Consider the following 13,146-nt stretch of genomic DNA (forward strand, 5'->3'; position numbering starts at 1 on the left):
TTACGTATCATACCTGCATTCTCATTACTTCTTGATACGCTTCAACAACCTTATTGCGGACCTGCATTGTCATCTGCAACGACAAACTGGCCTTTTGCGAAGCAATCATGACTTCGTGTACATCCTGTACTTCTCCTGTCACCAATTGGTTGGTCAGTTTGTCTGATTCATTTTGTGCTTTGCTTACTTCTTTTAACGCGTCTTTAAATATTTGTCCAAACCCTTCAACTTTATTTTCAGGCTGAACTTTATCGAACAATTGATTTTGAATAAAAGGTGTTTGAATCTGGCCGATTTTCTCCATGGGGACCTCCTTATAGAACTATATATTTTGTGTTTTGCTTTTCTGCTCTGGCTTAAGCGGCATACTGAAAACTGAAATGATTACTTCCCGATCTCCAAAGCTTTCATATACATGCTTTTTGAAGCATTCAATGCGGTAACATTCGCTTCATAAGAACGGGTTGCGGACATCAGGTCCACCATTTCTTTCAGCGGATCCACATTGGATGTCCGAACATAGCCATCTTCTCCGGCATCCGGATGTTCCGGGTCGTAAGACAAGTTAAACGGTGTATCATCTTCTCGAATTTCCGACACCTCAACACCAGATACTGCCGTGTTGTCTCTATTAATAACCGACTGCAGTTGATTAGCAAAAGGCGAACCACCGCTTTGCGACAATTCCACTGTTTTTCGGCGATAAGGAAGCCATTCTCCATCTACAAGCTCTGCCCGATTTGTATTGGCGTTTGCAATATTGGCGGACACGACGTCCATCCGCATACGGTTGGCGGTTAAACCTGAAGCACTAATATTAAAGCCACTGAATAAACTCATCTTTTTTATCTCCCTCCATTAATAACTGAACTGAGACTGTTGAGCTTGCCGTTGACCCGTTCGGTAACTGCGTTGTACCATAATTGATTTTTTGCCAACTCCGCCATTTCAACATCCATATCGACATTGTTGCCATTGTTGTTGTATTTTGTGGAGCTGTTGATAAGAACTTCAGTTTTGCCTAATGAAGATTCATTGCTGAATGAGAGGTGCCGATCATTGGTTTTGTAGCTGGAGAGGCTTTGATTATTTATTGCGGTATCCATTGCCGCTTGAAAATCGACTTTTTTGCTTTTGTAGTTGGCTGTGTCCACATTGGCAATATTTGCTGAATGCACGCGTTGTCTTAGTGTCGAAGCTGAGAGCGCTTGTTCCATGGACTCAAGCGATTTAGGGAATATACTCATCAAAAAACTCCTTTTTTTTACAGTTAGATAAGTAATAAAAATCCACCTCTAATATAGGTGGATTCGAATCAAATCTACCATTTTGGTGACCCGGCTGCCGTGTACACTGTGTATTTAGGCCCGTGGCTTTGCGTATTTACCTTTCGAGTAAATTTGCCTTTTTCATAATGATTTTCTAGTATTTTTTTATTAAACTCGTTATTTCGTACTATTTTCAAAAATTAATATCAAAGTGATAGTATCACGTTTCTACATTTTTGTATATTTTTCTTTTGTAAAAAATTAAATGATATATTTTCCATATTAATATATTCGCCTCTATTTATTTCTCATATTTAGTGATATACTACGCGATAACTACCATTAAGCTACTAAGAAGGAGAAAAAGCCCATGTTTCGTGGATTATATACCGCTACATCAGGGATGATGGCCAACAATAGGAATCAACAAATATTGACAAATAACCTATCAAACGCCAATACTCCAGGTTTTAAAGGAGATCAAACCGTCTTGCGCGCTTTTCCAGATCAATTAATTACAGCCATCGAGAACGGAAAAAAAGGTACAATAGTACCACAAAATATCGGGACTTTAACCACGGGTGTATATGCCCAAGAGGGTATTCCCTCATTTTTACAGGGACCGTTAAAAGAAACCGGCAATTTAACCGATATGGTGCTGATGGATGAATTACTCCCAACAAATCCAGAAACCCAACAACAAGGTTCGATGGTTTTTGCAGTAGCTACAGAGAACGATGAAGTTCGCTACACAAAAAACGGAACTTTTTCTGTTAACACTGAAGGTTTACTGACAACCAGCGATGGGTTTCCCGTCCTAGGCCAAAACCAGCAACCGATTCAAGTAGGTTCTACTGATTTCACCGTGGCAGACAATGGCCAAATCACTTTAGCAGATGGTACGCAAGGAGATCGCTTGTGGATCGGCTATACGGAAAATCCACAACAATTTGTTAAACAAGGTCAGAATCTTTTGCGCTGGGAAGGCGAACCTGATGCCCTTCCTCAATTTATCGATAATGCTGCTCTTTTGAATGGAACGGAAAGTTTTGTCAAACAAGGGTTTATCGAACAATCGAATGTGGATTTGACGAAGACCATGACAGACATGATGACATCTTACCGCGGCTTTGAATCAAACCAAAAAGTTATTCAAGCTTACGATCGCAGCATGGAAAAAGCAGTGAATGAAATCGGGCGCGTCTAGGAGGAATTGTAACGTTGAACATTCAAATGAACACCGCCAGCAACACCATGGGTGAGCTGCAAAAAAAAATCGATTTGATCGGCAATAACATTGCCAACGTGAACACCAATGGCTACAAACGACAAGAAGCCAGTTTTTCAGATGCACTTGTCTTATCCATGGAAAAACAAGTCGGACCGCAAAATGAAGTGGGACGAATTACGCCTTACGGTTTGCGACTGGGTGCCGGAGCAATTTTGTCCCAAACGGCAACCCGCAATGAACAAGGCTCTATGACCCAAACAGATCGTCCGCTTGATTTTATGATTCAAGGCGAATCGGCTTACTTCCGCGTTGAATCGGAAGGAAATGCATTTTATACAAAAGATGGATCTTTCCAAGTCCAGCCAGTACCGAACTCAAATCAAGTAAGTTTGGTTACAGCGAGCGGAGATGCCGTTTTGGGAGCCGATAATCAGCCGATTGTTTTCGACAATGATTACGACACGCTTCAACTAAATGGCAATGGCACGTTGGAAGTCTCCTTTAGAGATCCCAACAAACAACCGGCTGACATCCAAATGGGCATTGCCCAAATAGATCGGCCGGAATCGCTTGAAAAAATAGGCGGCAACCGTTTCCGCCTGACTGGCACTGAAGCTGAACAACTCGCCAACGGCAATTTGCAGTTTGTCAATTTGGCTCAGCAAAATGATGGAACAATCGCTATTAAGCAAGGTGCCCTTGAATCTTCCAATGTTGAATTGGCAGATGAGATGACCGAATTGATTGCGACGCAACGATTGTTCCAATCACAAGGAAGAGCTATTTCTTATGCAGATGACATGATGGGCTTGGTTAATACGATTAAAGGATAATACAAAAAAGCAGGCGTCCCATTGGGCGCCTGCTTTTTTTGCTGTTGTGTAATTTTTTTATGTAGAAGAAATCGCTTCAGGCGGACGCTTTCCGCGGGCATGGCCTCTGCCGCTTCCCTCGCTTTGCTCAGTCCAGTGGCTCCGGCTCATGCATTCCCGCAGGAGTCGCCGCCTTTCACTCTTTCTTCTAGGCATCGTCAAAATAATAGATAGAGTTTTTTGTTCAACACTCGCCAAGTTGGTTTGCGTAATATTACATTTAGAACTTGCTTCTTATCTCAAAAAGTCCATCAAACTCGGCTGGATTATTTTTGATGATGCAGCGAGGCTTGCCTGGTAGACGCTTTCTTCGCTGTTCAGTTTGATGATGGCTTCTGCGTAATCGATGTCTTCGACTTTTGACAACATCGACTTGAGTTGAAGGTTAGTATCAAGCAAGCGATTTTCAACTGCTTCCACACGATTTTGGCGTGCGCCGTTTTGAGCTCCGACTGTCAACAACCGTTCCACTCCCGCATCGATGTCTTCCAAATCGATCGAAGTTCCAGCGTTCAAGTTGACAGAGATAGTTTCCAGCGTTTTAAACAAGTTTTTCTCATCTGTTGCTGCACCAAACAAGTCATCCGGCAAAACACTTGATTGAATGCTGATGCCTTCTCCAATGTTGAACGTTCTTGCAGTTACATTGGTGCTGTCAAACTCATAATTCCCTTTTACTGGAAAAGGCGTTTCACCAGTATTTTGGCCGTTGAATAAGGACTTGCCGTTGACTTTGGCATTCGCCAGTTGGCGCATCTGCTCGGTCAATTCTTCAACCTCGGCCGCAATCGACGTACGGTCATGTTCAGACAAGCTGCCGTTATTTGCTTGGACCGCCAATTCGCGAACGCGTTGTGTAACGTCTACCATGGAAGTAATGTGCTGGTCAGTTTCATCCATCCACAGGTTGGCTTCGTTGGTGTTTCGCTCGAATTGGGCATTGGCGGCAAGTGCACTTTTCAAGTTCATCGCTTTGCTGACACCGTTTGGGTCATCCGATGGCCGGTGAAGCAATTTCCCAGTCGACACCTGGTTGTTGATTTTTTCAAAGCGGCTTAAATTTTGGTTCATGTTGTGAATGGCATTTTGATTAATCGTTTGCTGTGTGACTCTCATTTTGCTTCCCCCTTTACTTACCGGGCGGCCATGCGGTTGATGATGGTATCGAGCATTTGATCTGTCATCGATACTAACCGTGCTGCCGCATTATATGAATGTTGGTATTTGATCAAGTTGGCCATTTCCTCATCTAGGGAAACACCGGTCACTGACTGTCTGCGATTTTCAGTTGCTTGAAGAGCTGCACCATGATTGGCAACGGAGTTGGTCGCTGCTTGGCTTTGTGCGCCAAGCTGGCTGACCAGTTTACGGAAATCACTTTGTGCAGTGTCGCCTGTTGCCGATGGCTGTGTTAATGGACTCGCATCGTAATTGACTTTCAGCTCAGAAATGTTGAAGTTGGCTGGGTCCCCAATAAATAATGGTTGATCGGCTCCACCTGTTGCGGCCATGCCGTTCGCTGTTGCAAAACCTTCAACCACTTGATTCAAATCTTCCTGATATTTTACTGCGATGTCCATCGACTCGCTTAAGCCGGCTAGTTTCCCGCCGTAGATTTTATTTCCATCGAGCTCAGTACTATGTTCGACTTCATTAACTTCTTCGCCGTCAACCAATGGTGGCAAAGTGTCGTCCGAAGCAAGGCTGATGGTGTAGCTGCCGTTGGCTTTTTCTGTGACATTGATCGACATCAGCGTCGAAAGCTCTTCCACCAACACATCGCGCTTGTCTTTCAAATCGTTTGACTGATCACCTTGGCGAACAATACTTTTATTCAACTCGGCGATTTGTTTTAAATAGCCATTCGCTTCAACAATAGTCGCTTCCGATTGTTGTGTCAGTTCAGTTTTTAAGTTATCCATTGATTTGTTCATCGATTGGGCAACTTCGATAAAGCCTTGGGCGCGTTCTTTGACAACTGCCTGTGCTGACAAGCTGTCCGGCTCATTGGATAAATCCTGCCATGCACTCTTTAATTGGTCCATTGCGTTGTTCAAACCGGTGCTGCTTGGCTCGTTGATGACGGTTTCCAATCGGTCCAATGTTGTCTGCTTTGCTTGCCACTGGCCAAGTGTTTCTGAATGGTCCCGGAATTGCCGGTCAAGAAACTGGTCTCTTACACGAGTGATGGAATCAAGGTTGACGCCCGTGCCAAGCTGGCCTGTACTCGCTCCTTGGGTCGTCCAAATATCCAAAGAAGGCGATGCACTGGAATTCACTTGCTGGCGTGAGTAGCCTTTGGTGTTAACGTTGGCGATGTTCTGTCCCGTCGTTGAAATGCTTGCCTGGCCAACGGATAATCCGCGTTTTCCTAATTCTAATCCGTGAAATGATGAAACCATGAGTTTTCCCTGCTTTCCGACAACCGTTAAGCTCTTGTATCGAAAAAGCCCTGATTGTTTGATTGTGGTTTTTGCTGCACTGTTGGTGATTGGTAATTAAAATGTTGTTGTTTCGTTTTTGTTACTTGGGTGATCATATGTTGAACAAAGCTCATCGAGTCTTCCAGGATTTTTTCATTGACTTTGTTTTTCGCCTGCAGCTCAGTTAAAAGCATTTGTAACGTTTTCAATTGTAAGTGAAGCTCTTGTTTTACATGTTCATCTGAAATTTGTTCCGCAAACTGGCTAAATGTCAGTCCGGGATGCTCTTCCAGTACGTCGGCCACCAGCAGCTGCCGCTCTTCTTCCAATTGGCTCAGCTGTTTGACCAGCTTTGCTTCCTCTTTTACAAGTTCCGTCAGTTCATCGACTTTTCGTTCGATTAGTACCGTCTGCTTGCGTTCGGCGTAGCGGATAAGCTGTTTTTGTATGCTGATCAATTCGTCCAGCGTGTTTACTACTAAATTCAGCATCCGATACCCTCTCCCTCATATGTTTCTGTTACTTATCAAACCAGAATTGATAAACCTGTTCGGCTACCTTGTCGCTGTTGACTTCATATTCGCCCGCTTCGACCTGGGCTTTCAGAAGCTGGATTTTTTCCTGTCTTTCAATGTCAACATTGGTATTTTTCTCGAACATGGCTTTCGCTTGGTTAGAAATCTGCAATTCGTCTTCTTTTTGCAGCGATTTCGTTTTGGCGGCCGGGGCCACCTGCAATTTTTGATAAGCTTGAATAAAGGAAGAACCATTTGTTTTGTCAATATTCATTCCTTCACCGCCCTCTAGTTTAGTTGTGGTCTATTTCCGTACTTTCCAATACTGCGCATTGATCTTTGGCCGTTCTCGTTTTCTTCCGGTTGCTTCTAAAAACTCCTCAGTCTTCAGTGTCACATTGATCTCATGCGAGAACTCTTTGTAACAATCGTCGCAGAGGATCTGCCTTTTGATTAATTTACTACAATGCTTGCACGGGTAACCCAAATTTGGGAAGTCATCCGCGTAAATACGTCCGTCGCGAATAAAATCGGAAATTTGTTTGGTGGAGACCGTTGTGGCTTGGCTAATCTCTTGCAAATCTGCAAAGCGATTGGCTTCGATTCTTAAAAAATCGTTCACCAACTTGAATTCCTGCTCGATTTTTTTGTAGCAGTTCAAACAGTAGTCCGTATAGTCTTTGAGGAATAGTGTACCGCAAATCCGGCAATTATCTAGTTGATTGGTTCCCATAGTCACTCACCCGATCTTCTCTATAGATTTATATCGGCAATTTTACCGAAATGTTTAGCGAAATTCCAACTTTTTCGCTTCCATGGCGAAGAACTTTATCTATCTTTTTTATTGCATTTTAAATTCAGTTACCAGTATTCGGTCGACCGTTCCTTTTTCAAAAACTTCGGCTAGGCGTGCTGCTAGCTCTTCTTCGAGCATTTTAATGCCGCCTTCTCCAGCTAGTTCATCTTTTGTAAAACTGGCAACTGTCGAAATCACCGCAGCCCGTACTTCAGCCGTTCGCTTTTCGGCTTCTTCTTTTGTTTCAACATCACTTAACAGAATGTTAAACTGCACAATCCCAAAATTTCCAGGAGACGCTAGATTTGTCGTAATCACATCCGTATCAATGCTCATTTCTGCCAGTTCTTCTGCACTTAACGACTGGTCTTCTTCCGCTTTGGCATCTTTTTGCCCAAAGTAAAATGCGGCTCCCCCGCCAATAATTGCGGCCACAATGACAACACCAATGATTTTCTTCCATTTTCCCATGGGACACCTCTTATTCTTCAGTTTCTTTTTCGAAAGGTGATATCAACACTTCCACACGACGGTTTTCCGCACGTCCTTCAGGTGTATCGTTAGTTGCAATCGGTTGGTATTCGCTGTAACCAGTCGCACTAAATTTTTCCGGTTCTAAATTATCATTTTCAAGAAGCAGTCTCATAAAATTGATGGCACGCGCAGCACTCAATTCCCAGTTTGTCGGAAATTCACTTGTACCAGTTGGAACATTATCGGTATGGCCTTCAATGAAAATCATCCGAGGCGGATCAGAAACCAGCAAGTTTGAAATTTCAGCTGCAATTTCTTGTGATCCGTCGATGATATCGGCGCTCCCCGATTCAAACAACACGCCTTCTTTGATGGTAACCATCAGGCCTTTTACCGTCATTTCGGTTTGCAGACGCGGCGACAACCCTTTTTCTTCAATATACGCATCGATCTTTGTTTGAAAGTCTTGCAATTCCTGCTGGTCTTTAGCAGCCAGAATTTCTTCCGGGCTTTCACCAGAAGGCGGATCTTCACTTAACTCTGCTGATGGCGATGGATCGAAACTTTCAACCGGTGCCTGTTGATCCAATATGCCGGTGCCGCCTTGCAGTTCGACGTTAAATGATTCGGCGATGGCATTGAATTTTGCAACATCCACTTGGCTAGAAGCAAACAGCACGATAAACAAAGCCAAAAGCAGTGTCAAAATATCAGCATAGGGCAACAGCCAGGCTTCATCGACATGGTCTTCATGCTTTTTTTTACGCTTCAACTTGAACACCGCTTCCTTCTTCAGATACTAATACACGGTCTTTCGCCGGCAAATACGTCAACAGTTTTTCTTCTACAGTACGGACAGGCAGTCCTTCTTGGACAGCCAGCAAGCCTTCCAGCATAATCATTTTGGTTTTCGCTTCTGCTTCTGATTTTCGCTTGAGTTTGTTAGCAAATGGATGCCATAGGACATACCCTGAGAAAATACCGAACAAGGTCGCGATAAACGCAGCGGAGATGGATTTACCAAGCAGCGCCACGTCATCCAAGTGACCCAGTGCGGCCACCAGTCCGATAACGGCTCCAAGCACACCAAGCGTTGGGGCATATGTTCCAGCTTGCGCAAAAATTTTCGCGCCCAGTTCGTGGCGTTCTTCCATTGCGGCGATTTCTTCTTCCATCAAATCGCGAATATGTTCGTGCGACTGGCCATCTACCACCATTTTCAAGCCACGCTGCAAAAATGGATCTTCCACTTCTTCTGCTTTTTCTTCCAATGCCAAGAGGCCTTCTTTTCGGGCAAGTCTGGACCATTCGGTGAATTGTGGGATGATTTCTTTGATGGAGACTGATTTTTCTTCTCTGAATATTACTTTGAACAAGCTGGGAATTTTTTTTACTTCTTCCATCGGAAATGCAACGAGGATACAGGCGATGGTTCCGGCAAAGATGATGACCAGCGCTGCTGGATTGTACAATGCGACCGGGCTTGATCCTTTGAGGATCATACCGCCAATCAACACAACAAATCCCAATATGACTCCTATCCATGATGTCTTATCCACGTTCATACCTCTTTTCGTTTACATGTGTAATTGTTTTTGCATTAGACTTTCAAATGATATTCCGCAAAACAACTCCGCTTTCGGGCCCGCAGGATGCGGGTCATGCAGCTGGCGCGACAGGACGTCGCGGTGCCAGCTGCCAAGGGCTTGCGCCGAACTAACTCGGGCTCGACGCCCGAGTGGATTTCTTATATGTCGTTGCACTGCTCCCGCGGGAGTCTCCGTTGTTTTGCTCCATATCTTAGTAGCAAAGATTAAATAAAGACAAGTTAAAGAATTAAACTGAACTTCCATTCTAAATTTGCTTACGATAAAACTCTTAAAGAAAGTATTTTAAAATCCTGAGTGATTCACTTATTTACTTTTCGCGAGTGCCATGGCTTCTTTCCAAGTGTTGCGCATGTTTGTAATAAGGGTTTCGACTTCTTCGAGTGCGGCTAAGTCATTTTTTGTGTTGGCTTCCAGAAGGCGCGTGTACATGTATTCATACATTTGAGCCAGTCCGGTCGACATTTCGATTTTCAGGTCTAATGTGATGCGGAGTTCTTGGATGATGTTTTGGGCTTTGATGATGTTGGTGTTTTTTTCTTCGAATTTTTTATCTGCCATTGCGCGTTTTGCCAGTTTCATGAATTTTAAGCTGCCGTTGTACAGCATCAGGGTCAGTTCTTGGGGTGATGCCGTCATTGCTGAGTTTTGCTGGTAAGTTTGGTAAGGATTAATCGTTGCCATGTGTTCTTTTCCCCCTTGCTTTTAGTTCCGTTTGTCGATAAATGACCCTTCGGTAGATACTGTTTGATAGGCACCGCTGTATTTTTTTGAGATTTCTTTTGTCTGGGCAATACGATTGATTTGGGTGAAGAAGGATTGGTGCAGATTGTTGAGCAAAAGGTTAAGCTGATGATCGATTTCCTTTACTTGCTCAATGATCGATTGCTCCTCGGCGGTCCATTGGAAGTTTTTTTGCTTCATGAACGTTTCTAATTGTTTAATGGATTGCTGGCGGTGGTAAAAGATTGTCTCCAATGCTTCTACGCTGCCTTCTTCGTTTGCTTCCATCCGAGAATTGATATGATTGGCTTTTTTGTAAAGTTCCTGTGTCTGATCCAGAAATGCATGCATAATTGTTTTTGTGCTAGTCATCATGCGCCACCAAACATGTTCTGCTGCATCCAGGCGCTTTGTGAGTTCATCTGGCTTAATGCTTTCTCCATGGCTGTGAACTGGCGCCAATAGCGGTCTTCAACATTCGTCAGCCGGTCCTGCCAACGTGTAATTTCCGATTCCATGCGGCGTAGCTTTTGCGTCATCGTGCTATTGTCCACCGAACTTGTCGGGCTGCCTGCTTGTGCGCTCAACCGGGTAACGATTTCGTTAAGCTTGTCATAAACGCGTGCACCGACACCGTCTCCAGCATCGCTGCGCAAGGTGAACAGGTCCATCACTTCATCCGGTTTCTCGCTCAACGCCGTGCTCAGTTTCGCTTCGTCAATAAAGAGCTTGCCGCCTTCGCGATAATCGCCAGTACTGATGCCGATCTGCGATAGCATGCTGAGATTGCCGTCTGCCACGCTGCCGACTTTATCCATGAATTCCCGCCGCAGGTCCTGCAATGCGGACTTCATGACCGGATCGTTGCGGAGCAAGCCACTGCGTGCTTTTTCGTCCCATAATTCGGCTTCGCTTTCGCTCAGGTCTTTTCTTTGTTCATCAGACAGCGGCTGGAAATCAGGGTAGCGCTTTTCGACGATTTGCTTTTGCAGTTCTTCGATTGTTTTGTTGTACGATTCCACGAAATCCTTAATCATTTGCACCGGTTTTTCCGGATCCGCTTGGACTCGTATGCTGGTCGAGGTATTCGGCTGGTCGACTGCCATTAACTGGATCGTCAAGCCGTTGACAGTCGTTTTATTGCTGGTGAGTCCCGTGACTGCAATTCCGTCGATTTCAATAGAGCCGTCTGTCGCAATAGTTGATGCCATCGATTCTTGAGCGATACCGGTAATTTGACGACCAAGTTCGGTGTTACCTGCTGAACCGTCAGCGTTCTTGAATTCCAGCGAAAAATTCTGCGCTTCGCCAAGTTCTTTGGAAGAAATGAAAAAGCGGGAAGTCGTGTTATCAAAATTGACACGCAGGGCGGGAACACTGGCGGCGGTCTCATCCTGCAGCTTTTTTGCGACATCTGCATAAGTAGTAGTTGCTTCGATTTCGATATCAATGTCGGCTGCGCCATCCACTTTTATCGTAATCATTCCTGCGAAGCCGATTGCGTCAGTGGATTGCGCCGGTGTGTTAGCTGCTTTTTGAATTTGCGCTCCAGATGTCAGTTTGGCCGGTGTTGCGAGCGAATTGACTCTCACATCATAATTGCCACTCATCGCCTGTGCACTAGTGGTCACTTTGGCATTACCAGTGCCTGTGGTTTCTGCGCTATACGCATTGAAGCTTGATTGAAGACGCAAATTGCTCGCGCTCGTGCGCAAATTTGAGAACGCCAGATTCTGATCTCTTGTCGCTTCTTGTTTCCACTCGGTCCATACTTTTTCCTGCATCAATTTATCTAAAGGCATTTTCTGTATTTGCATCATTTGTTTAACGATGGAGTCAGTGTCCATCCCAGAAGCCAGTCCGCCTACGCGCATAGTGTTTCACTCCATTCTTATCGTTTCTCATCCACAATCAGGCCTGCTAGTTCGGCCATCGATGCGTACATATCCAAAAACTTCTTATTAGGAAACTCGCGCAGCACTTCATCTGTTTTCGAGTCGATGATCTGCACGTAATAAACTTCCAGCTGCTCGTGAAGCTGAAATTTAATGTTTGTTGAAGTAGGCTCAAGAAACTCGTTCATTACATCAACTTTGTCCTTAAGCATTTCTTTTGTTATCGGTTTAGCGGGTTCCTGAAATTTGTTTTCTTCAGGAACTGTTACTTCTTTCGGGGCTACCGGATTGGGTTCACTGGTTTTTGGAAAATATGGAACTGAATGATTGGTTATTTCCATGATGGGCACTCCCCTAGTCTTCTAAATTCGTTAAAAAGCTCTCTATTATTAGTTATCGGCAGAAACAGGGATTTTTTTAGCAAAAGATCAAAAAAAATAAGGCGGGTTTGTAAAAAACCGGCCTTATCTTATGTGAGTTTGGAATAATAATTGCTGACGCCCTGTGTCCAATGGTTGTTTAACCCCGTCGGATCATTGGCGGCTCCAACAGGCGCGTATTTTGCTCCGATTTTCGCGATGGTGTCTTTGCCTTCATTCAAATAATTTTGGCGCAAGTTGCGGGCCATATCGAAAATGCTGTCTTCTACAGACCCATAGCTTCGCAAACCATTCTTGCCCATCATGCCGGCGACGTTGTTTTTGTCATTGACTGCGCGCGATGAGCCATTGCCCGTTTCATGAATAGCGATGGCTGACAATAAATTCGGATCCAAGTCGTATTTTTTTCCGGCATTGATAAAGTGAGCCGCTGTTCCATCCAACTTGCCTTCCAACGTGTTATCCAATTTGATAAATTGCGTAGGTCGGAACTTCAAGTCACTTGTATCGGTCGCTGCGGTGGGCACTTCTTGTGTGTTGAGCGGTGGAATAGTGACAGCCGGGTTATAGGAGTTGCCTAATGGTGCTGTGAGCGGCGTAGTCAAAGACGGCAACGCTGCTTGAACACCGTTTTGCGGAGCCGTGCCGGTATTGGCTTGTTCCTCCATGCTTTCCATCATGGCGTTCATCAGCATGGCGAAAAATGTACTCGGACTTGTCGAACTGCCTATGGAACTGCTAGCGCTATCAGATTGTCCTAAAACAGGCATCGACTTGGCCATTGTGGCGATCGTATTATACAAAAGGTTATTGGAAGAAATCGGACTGGTCAATCGGTTTCACATCCTTTGTCGGAGTTAATTATGTTTAGTGTACAAGATAACGAAGGAAAAAAGAATAGGATAATTGTGGAAAGGACGTTTATTTTTTATTAGAATCAGAAAATTCTACTAGACAATAGA

The 13,146-nt window shown here is 44.4% G+C and carries 18 protein-coding genes and 1 riboswitch; of the genes, 2 read left to right on the top strand and 16 right to left on the bottom strand.

The window, feature by feature from the left end; all coding sequences use genetic code 11:
- Positions 1 to 7: 7 nt before the first annotated feature.
- From fliE to flgB, 3 genes are all read right to left on the bottom strand, one after another.
- Entirely contained in the window at positions 8 to 304 is a 297-nt protein-coding gene (gene fliE, locus AC4EG4_RS14450) for a flagellar hook-basal body complex protein FliE (protein WP_490979405.1), read from the bottom strand.
- 80 nt (positions 305 to 384) lie between these two features.
- A complete protein-coding gene (gene flgC, locus AC4EG4_RS14455) occupies positions 385 to 840 on the bottom strand; it encodes a flagellar basal body rod protein FlgC (RefSeq protein WP_490979404.1) in 456 nt (151 codons plus the stop codon).
- Between the two features lie 5 nt (positions 841 to 845).
- Complete coding sequence (flgB, locus tag AC4EG4_RS14460; RefSeq protein ID WP_490988214.1) at positions 846 to 1,247, bottom strand: flagellar basal body rod protein FlgB; 402 nt, start codon at positions 1,245 to 1,247, stop codon at positions 846 to 848.
- An 81-nt stretch (positions 1,248 to 1,328) separates the two neighbouring features.
- Positions 1,329 to 1,415: riboswitch (cyclic di-GMP riboswitch) on the bottom strand.
- A 223-nt stretch (positions 1,416 to 1,638) separates the two neighbouring features.
- Here flgB and AC4EG4_RS14465 point away from each other — a divergent pair.
- The gene (locus AC4EG4_RS14465; protein ID WP_490979402.1) at positions 1,639 to 2,475 is read left to right on the top strand and encodes a flagellar hook-basal body protein; all 837 of its coding nucleotides are present in this window, start codon (positions 1,639 to 1,641) and stop codon (positions 2,473 to 2,475) included.
- A 14-nt stretch (positions 2,476 to 2,489) separates the two neighbouring features.
- Positions 2,490 to 3,332: a flagellar hook-basal body protein gene (locus tag AC4EG4_RS14470; RefSeq protein WP_490979401.1), complete on the top strand. Its 843-nt coding sequence runs from the start codon at positions 2,490 to 2,492 to the stop codon at positions 3,330 to 3,332.
- 273 nt (positions 3,333 to 3,605) lie between these two features.
- Here the strand turns inward: AC4EG4_RS14470 and flgL are convergent, their stop codons facing one another.
- The 13 genes from flgL to AC4EG4_RS14535 form a co-directional block, all read right to left on the bottom strand.
- A complete protein-coding gene (gene flgL, locus AC4EG4_RS14475; protein ID WP_490988215.1) occupies positions 3,606 to 4,487 on the bottom strand; it encodes a flagellar hook-associated protein FlgL in 882 nt (293 codons plus the stop codon).
- Between the two features lie 17 nt (positions 4,488 to 4,504).
- Complete coding sequence (gene flgK, locus AC4EG4_RS14480; protein ID WP_490988216.1) at positions 4,505 to 5,773, bottom strand: flagellar hook-associated protein FlgK; 1,269 nt, start codon at positions 5,771 to 5,773, stop codon at positions 4,505 to 4,507.
- Between the two features lie 26 nt (positions 5,774 to 5,799).
- Entirely contained in the window at positions 5,800 to 6,285 is a 486-nt protein-coding gene (locus AC4EG4_RS14485) for a flagellar protein FlgN (protein ID WP_490988217.1), read from the bottom strand.
- A gap of 28 nt (positions 6,286 to 6,313) precedes the next feature.
- Positions 6,314 to 6,583, bottom strand: a complete 270-nt coding sequence (gene flgM, locus AC4EG4_RS14490) for a flagellar biosynthesis anti-sigma factor FlgM (RefSeq protein WP_490979397.1) — start codon at positions 6,581 to 6,583, stop codon at positions 6,314 to 6,316.
- Positions 6,584 to 6,613: 30 nt separating this feature from the next.
- On the bottom strand, positions 6,614 to 7,042 hold the full coding sequence (locus AC4EG4_RS14495) for a flagellar protein (RefSeq protein ID WP_490979396.1): 429 nt from the start codon (positions 7,040 to 7,042) through the stop codon (positions 6,614 to 6,616).
- A 108-nt stretch (positions 7,043 to 7,150) separates the two neighbouring features.
- Positions 7,151 to 7,576 carry a flagellar basal body-associated FliL family protein gene (locus AC4EG4_RS14500; RefSeq protein WP_490988218.1) on the bottom strand — a complete coding sequence of 142 codons (426 nt, stop codon included), beginning with the start codon at positions 7,574 to 7,576 and terminating at the stop codon, positions 7,151 to 7,153.
- A gap of 10 nt (positions 7,577 to 7,586) precedes the next feature.
- Complete coding sequence (gene motB / locus AC4EG4_RS14505) at positions 7,587 to 8,351, bottom strand: flagellar motor protein MotB (RefSeq protein ID WP_490988219.1); 765 nt, start codon at positions 8,349 to 8,351, stop codon at positions 7,587 to 7,589.
- Positions 8,341 to 9,138: a flagellar motor stator protein MotA gene (gene motA, locus AC4EG4_RS14510; protein ID WP_490979393.1), complete on the bottom strand. Its 798-nt coding sequence runs from the start codon at positions 9,136 to 9,138 to the stop codon at positions 8,341 to 8,343. The genes motB and motA overlap by 11 nt, the downstream gene beginning before the upstream one ends.
- A 354-nt stretch (positions 9,139 to 9,492) precedes the next feature.
- Complete coding sequence (gene fliS / locus AC4EG4_RS14515; protein ID WP_490988220.1) at positions 9,493 to 9,870, bottom strand: flagellar export chaperone FliS; 378 nt, start codon at positions 9,868 to 9,870, stop codon at positions 9,493 to 9,495.
- A 21-nt stretch (positions 9,871 to 9,891) separates the two neighbouring features.
- The gene (locus AC4EG4_RS14520; protein WP_490988221.1) at positions 9,892 to 10,281 is read right to left on the bottom strand and encodes a flagellar protein FliT; all 390 of its coding nucleotides are present in this window, start codon (positions 10,279 to 10,281) and stop codon (positions 9,892 to 9,894) included.
- Positions 10,281 to 11,783 carry a flagellar filament capping protein FliD gene (gene fliD, locus AC4EG4_RS14525; protein WP_490988222.1) on the bottom strand — a complete coding sequence of 501 codons (1,503 nt, stop codon included), beginning with the start codon at positions 11,781 to 11,783 and terminating at the stop codon, positions 10,281 to 10,283. Before fliD ends, AC4EG4_RS14520 begins: the two co-directional genes overlap by 1 nt.
- Positions 11,784 to 11,800: 17 nt before the next feature.
- The gene (flaG, locus tag AC4EG4_RS14530; protein ID WP_490988223.1) at positions 11,801 to 12,145 is read right to left on the bottom strand and encodes a flagellar protein FlaG; all 345 of its coding nucleotides are present in this window, start codon (positions 12,143 to 12,145) and stop codon (positions 11,801 to 11,803) included.
- Between the two features lie 128 nt (positions 12,146 to 12,273).
- Positions 12,274 to 13,017, bottom strand: a complete 744-nt coding sequence (locus AC4EG4_RS14535; protein ID WP_490988224.1) for a glucosaminidase domain-containing protein — start codon at positions 13,015 to 13,017, stop codon at positions 12,274 to 12,276.
- Between the last annotated feature and the right edge of the window lie 129 nt (positions 13,018 to 13,146).

The organism is Planococcus sp. TJ-201 (assembly GCF_058268495.1).

What these genes read in the sequence shown, in the direction of transcription:
- fliE (WP_490979405.1), bottom strand. Translation starts at nt 304, where the DNA reads ATGGAGAAAATCGGCCAGATTCAAACACCTTTTATTCAAAATCAATTG.
- flgC (WP_490979404.1), bottom strand. Translation starts at nt 840, where the DNA reads ATGAGTTTATTCAGTGGCTTTAATATTAGTGCTTCAGGTTTAACCGCC.
- flgB (WP_490988214.1), bottom strand. Translation starts at nt 1,247, where the DNA reads ATGAGTATATTCCCTAAATCGCTTGAGTCCATGGAACAAGCGCTCTCA.
- AC4EG4_RS14465 (WP_490979402.1), top strand. Translation starts at nt 1,639, where the DNA reads ATGTTTCGTGGATTATATACCGCTACATCAGGGATGATGGCCAACAAT.
- flgL (WP_490988215.1), bottom strand. Translation starts at nt 4,487, where the DNA reads ATGAGAGTCACACAGCAAACGATTAATCAAAATGCCATTCACAACATG.
- flgK (WP_490988216.1), bottom strand. Translation starts at nt 5,773, where the DNA reads ATGGTTTCATCATTTCACGGATTAGAATTAGGAAAACGCGGATTATCC.
- AC4EG4_RS14485 (WP_490988217.1), bottom strand. Translation starts at nt 6,285, where the DNA reads ATGCTGAATTTAGTAGTAAACACGCTGGACGAATTGATCAGCATACAA.
- flgM (WP_490979397.1), bottom strand. Translation starts at nt 6,583, where the DNA reads ATGAATATTGACAAAACAAATGGTTCTTCCTTTATTCAAGCTTATCAA.
- AC4EG4_RS14495 (WP_490979396.1), bottom strand. Translation starts at nt 7,042, where the DNA reads ATGGGAACCAATCAACTAGATAATTGCCGGATTTGCGGTACACTATTC.
- AC4EG4_RS14500 (WP_490988218.1), bottom strand. Translation starts at nt 7,576, where the DNA reads ATGGGAAAATGGAAGAAAATCATTGGTGTTGTCATTGTGGCCGCAATT.
- fliS (WP_490988220.1), bottom strand. Translation starts at nt 9,870, where the DNA reads ATGGCAACGATTAATCCTTACCAAACTTACCAGCAAAACTCAGCAATG.
- AC4EG4_RS14520 (WP_490988221.1), bottom strand. Translation starts at nt 10,281, where the DNA reads ATGACTAGCACAAAAACAATTATGCATGCATTTCTGGATCAGACACAG.
- fliD (WP_490988222.1), bottom strand. Translation starts at nt 11,783, where the DNA reads ATGCGCGTAGGCGGACTGGCTTCTGGGATGGACACTGACTCCATCGTT.
- flaG (WP_490988223.1), bottom strand. Translation starts at nt 12,145, where the DNA reads ATGGAAATAACCAATCATTCAGTTCCATATTTTCCAAAAACCAGTGAA.